The organism is Desulfobacula sp. (genome assembly GCF_021107415.1).
This window is the reverse complement of sequence record NZ_JAIOSW010000091.1, coordinates 1-4,867: the sequence shown is the minus strand read 5'-3', so window position 1 is coordinate 4,867 and position 4,867 is coordinate 1. Positions and strand designations below refer to the sequence as shown.

Genomic DNA, 4,867 nt, shown 5'->3' with positions numbered 1-4,867 from the left:
TTTGTTGATGAAAAAGATAAATTTTTAACTGCATTAAAAGATGTGATTGATCCTGAAGAAAAACGCAAAATTATCGGCAACCTCTTTATTGAGGTGTTTGAAACCGAAGCCAATAAAATAGATGGAGCGCAGTTTCTTGGCCAGGGAACCTTGTACCCTGATATTATTGAATCCAAATCTGCCTTTGGCGGCCCCACCTCTATTATCAAATCTCATCACAACGTCGGTGGATTGCCGGAAAAAATGAAACTTAAACTAATTGAACCTTTACAACTTCTTTTCAAGGATGAAGTAAGGAAGCTTGGCGCGGAACTTGGCATCAACGATGATTTAATATGGCGCCAACCTTTTCCCGGCCCTGGCCTTGCCATCAGGATCATGGGAGCAATAACCATTGATAGGCTTGACGTTTTAAGAGAGGCCGATGCTATTTTACTTGAAGAAATCAGAAAAGCCGGACTTTACAGAAAGTTATGGCAATCTTTTGCAGTTCTGCTGCCTGTTAAAAGCGTGGGGGTGATGGGAGATAAAAGAACCTTTGCAAATTGTATTGCTATCAGAGCCGTCACCAGCAATGATGCAATGACTGCCGACTGGGCAAAGCTGCCCCATGATCTTCTGGGTAAAATTTCCAACAGGATTATCAATGAAGTCGAAAATATTAACAGGGTTGTTTTTGATATCACATCCAAACCTCCCGGAACGATTGAATGGGAATAAAATATTAAAAACAGGATATATAAAAAATGGATTCAACAAAATTAAAAGATTTCAGACCTGATAACCCGGATTTTATTGAGGATGAAGACTTACTTAAACAAACTGACAGTGAACTTCCGACTTCGACATATCACGAAGAGATCAATACCTTGAAAATAGATAAACTTTCCAACAGAGTCACGATAATTTCCATCATACTTCCCTGCCTGATCGGTGTCATTGTCATCTTTGCCTACCTTGATATGAAAGAAAGGATGGTTGATGTTGATCTGACCAAACAAAACCAGGTCGAAAGAATCTTTCAACAATTGGAAGAAAAATTAAATACCCTGGATGTAAAAATAGCTAAAAACAAATTTGACCTTGAAAACAAACTGCCTGAACTTGATAAAAAAAATGTTTTGCTTGAAGGGCGAATCGCTAAATTAACAACCACAAAAGCCGACACTAAGACCATTAAGGCTGATACCAAAACCATTAAAAATCGGTTCACTAAACTTGAAAAACGTGTTGCCAATAATACAAATCAGGATAAAACAACACTCCAGACCATTGAAAGGATCAACAAACAAACCCTTTCCACCATTAAAGAAAATCAGAATCAATTTGATAAAACTGCCCGACAAATAAAAGAAGAGACCAGCCTTTTCAAAGAAGAATTTGATGCCAGGCTGCTTGAGTTATCAGACTATGAGCAGCTGCTTGGTGAGCTTAGAAAGAATGTAAGTCTTCTGGATAAAAAATTTAAAGGACTTGAACAGGACATAGTCTCGCAGGTCGCGCTTGATGAAAAAATCAATCTATTGAACACTGATTTAAACAATCATATAAAAAATTTTGATCAACAGGTAAATAAGTTAAATCAAAGACTTACCGCAAATCTATCCCGGCTTCAAAAAGATCTTGATCAACTTTCTAAATCTTCACCATCCAATATAATACCAACCAACAGTAAACCAAAACCGCAAATAAACATTGATTCATCCGAGCCTGTTAATATTAAAGAAGAATCTTTGATAGAATAGCCAAGGAAAATGGGTTGAAAGATTGGGGAAATTAAGGTATATATAGCACATTCTTAGGGGATACAATTAAAAAGGAATAGAAATGTCTAAACAATACCCAGAATGCCCGCTTTATAATCACGCAACTTGCAGAGAATTACACAATCCAAAACTATGTGCTATCATACGCGATGACAAAATTTGTTTAAAAAAACAACAAAAGCCCAAAAAAGAGAATTCAAGCTCAAACTCGAACTCAAACTTGAACTCAAACTCGAACTCAAACAACACATCCTCATAATTTTTATTCAATCACCAGCCTGTCACCCGGGTGAATCATACCTTTTGTAGAAAGATTATTTAATTTTAACAAAGAAGAAAAAGATATCCGGTATTTTTTAGCAATTCCAATCAAACTCTCTCCTCTTTTAACAATGTGAAATCTCGTTTTAACAGTCTTTTCCCAATTTTTATAATGTACTGTAAAGCTTTGCTTAAACCCTTTTGCTTTCCCTTTTGGAATCAAGATGGTAATGGCACCTTTATCCAGGTAATACCCGCGTAACTCAGGATTATAATCTTTAATCGTTTTAAAGGGTATATCAGCTGCTTTTGCAATCAAGGAAATAGGTATTTGAAAATCAGATTTGAAATTTACTTTGTCAAAAGTAAAAAGCGGATATAAATCTGATTTCTTCAAGAAAAAACCATAGGATTCCTGATTTTCGAGAATTAATTTAGCGGAGATAATTTTAAAAGCATATCTTTGGGTTTGCAATGGAAGATACAATGAAAAAAAATTATTATTATTTTGAGCCTCAATTTCTTTTTTCAGGCCATATTCACCCATATTATATGCAGAAAGGGCAAGTAAATATGTTCCAAATTGCTTTTCCAAAGCCTTTAAATATTTACAGGCTGCATGGGTTGATTTAAAAATATTCCTTCGTTCATCTACTTGTGAATCAATCCTGAGGCCATAACGTCTCCCGGTAGACCTTAAAAATTGCCAATATCCAACCGCACCTTTTGAGGAACCTGCATGGGGTCTTAAGGCGCTTTCAATTAAAGGAACATATTTCAAATCAAGGGGTAATTCATATTTTTTTAAAATATTTTCAACATGGGGGAAAAATCTTGCTGCCCTTTTGATCCAGAGAATCACCTGTGGCCGATCCCCCAATGCCAATAGCATCTCTTTTTCCAGCCTTTCTTTTATCTCCTGACGATCAAGGGGAATTTTAATGTTACAATACTCAATATCATCTTTAAACTGAATGCTTTGTATTAATGAGGGGAAATGACGGCCAGATGCCTGTTCAGATATCTGTTCAGTCAACGGGTCTCCATGTAAACAGATCAAAGGAGCAGCAAAGAACAATATAATTGATATACAAAAGATTTTTGATTTTAATTGCATAGATTTGTCCAGATATTAAAAAGTTTTATTTAATTGGAATTATTGTTTTTAAAAACTCTTAATAGAACGTTTGCCTAATGTCAACAGGATTCTGTGGATTGAAGGCCGAATGTTTAAATCAGCAGGGCGGCTTTTTGCGTTACATTAATGGCTCCACTTCAATCGGATCAAATCTGAAGCCGTTCCTGATGTTTTCAGAAAATATGCCCACACGCCTGTGACCAATTCCCTTTCTGTGATAAATATCTTTATCAAGGATATTTGAAGACTTCCCTTATTTTCAAAATCTATATCAGGTGATTCGGAGAAATTAATCTCTATATATTTGGTAAGTGGAATGGACAAAAAAAGGCAGAGCCAACTTAATGACCCTGCCTTCTATAATGATTTAATACCTATCTCGGTTTACAGCGTCTATCGAGACCAGATCTTCGGTCAGTACCGGACCTTCTTTCAGGGAAATACTCGGCATATGAGAATATCCGTCTATCTTTCCCTAAACGTCTACCATCATTATCGATCGATACAGCAGTTGTCTTCATGTGACCTTATTACTGTTTCTTTCTGCTTACTCCAGCAAGGCCGAGAAGACCAAGACCAAAGAGGAGCATTGTGGTTGGTTCTGGTACAGGGGCACTTGAGAAACCACCAACAGCATCTATTTCTGGTTCGGTAAAACTCCCTCCACCCCAAGCAACGAGTTTGATGTATTGGTATGAACTACCGAGATCAAAAACTGTAGAGAGGTCATCGCTTAACCACCCATTTCCATTAGAATCCTCGGCACTGTTATGAGTACGCCACCCATCAAGATAAATGTCAGTAAGTGTTGCTGCTAATGACAAAGTACCCCCAATACTATTTGCTCCGTATATATAGTACTCAATTCCCTCAGCAGGGTATGGCCCATGATCCTGTGAAGAAAAAACAGCAACTTCACTAAATGCAGAGCCTAAATCCCACCAGCCACCGTCACTGTAAATTTGAGACCAAAGTCCATCAAGAAAATCACCATTGGTATTTGCATTTCCTACCCCGCCTACCCAAGTATCATCCCAGCCAACGGCACTACCGCTGCTGCCGAAACCTCCGGCACTGGTACTACCAGAGCCACGTTGTATAAAATCTCCAAGAGTTACATCGCCTGTATCAATGGTACCATTATGGATATTGGCAGATGTGAGATAGTATGGATCGGTTGTGCTGGTCCATCCATATGTCGCTCCTAAAGTGTATCCAAACACATTGGTAGTAAAAGCAAAAGCAGATATTAAAACGATTAATCCTAATAAATAATTTTTCATTTATTACTCCTCCTTAATATTATTTCTGATAGGCAACCAGGCCATCTTCCTGCAAGACCCTTCGGCTTTCCGTCCCTGCTTCAAAACAGGTTTGGCTTTTTCAATATTATTGTTTTTATTAACGCAATATGTGTGCCATTGTATTTTTCTGTAGCAAGAACGTTATTTTATAGTATTTACACTAATTTGTGGTAATTTTTTCTATAGAAAAAATTACATAGTATTGTGAAAAAAATTACATAGTATTGTGAAAAAAATTACATAGTATTGTGAAAAAAATTACATAGTTTAGCACTATGAATTGCTCATTCAATTTAATACATCACTTGACGTAACAAAACTTAATATTTCTTATTATATCAATAGCTTACATGATCTTTGCCAAACATGATGCTTTGATGTTAAACATATTGCCTACT

General features: G+C 36.7%; 4 protein-coding genes and 1 riboswitch. Of the genes, 2 read left to right on the top strand and 2 right to left on the bottom strand.

Going from position 1 to position 4,867, the window contains the following annotated elements; all coding sequences use genetic code 11:
* Together guaA and K8S13_RS04715 are read left to right on the top strand one after the other, a co-directional pair.
* Nucleotides 1-720 (top strand): glutamine-hydrolyzing GMP synthase (guaA, locus tag K8S13_RS04720; protein ID WP_291460810.1); only part of this gene is annotated, 720 nt, incomplete at its 5' end.
* Between the two features lie 26 nt (nt 721-746).
* Nucleotides 747-1,745 carry a hypothetical protein gene (locus tag K8S13_RS04715; protein WP_291460808.1) on the top strand — a complete coding sequence of 333 codons (999 nt, stop codon included), beginning with the start codon at nt 747-749 and terminating at the stop codon, nt 1,743-1,745.
* Between the two features lie 283 nt (nt 1,746-2,028).
* On the opposite strand, the gene K8S13_RS04710 is transcribed toward K8S13_RS04715, so the two are convergent.
* Both K8S13_RS04710 and K8S13_RS04705 read right to left on the bottom strand, forming a co-directional pair.
* Entirely contained in the window at nt 2,029-3,063 is a 1,035-nt protein-coding gene (locus tag K8S13_RS04710; protein WP_291460806.1) for a lytic transglycosylase domain-containing protein, read from the bottom strand.
* Between the two features lie 632 nt (nt 3,064-3,695).
* The gene (locus K8S13_RS04705) at nt 3,696-4,448 is read right to left on the bottom strand and encodes a PEP-CTERM sorting domain-containing protein (protein ID WP_291460805.1); all 753 of its coding nucleotides are present in this window, start codon (nt 4,446-4,448) and stop codon (nt 3,696-3,698) included.
* Nucleotides 4,449-4,476: 28 nt separating this feature from the next.
* Nucleotides 4,477-4,554, bottom strand: a riboswitch (cyclic di-GMP riboswitch).
* Nucleotides 4,555-4,867: the final 313 nt, after the last annotated feature.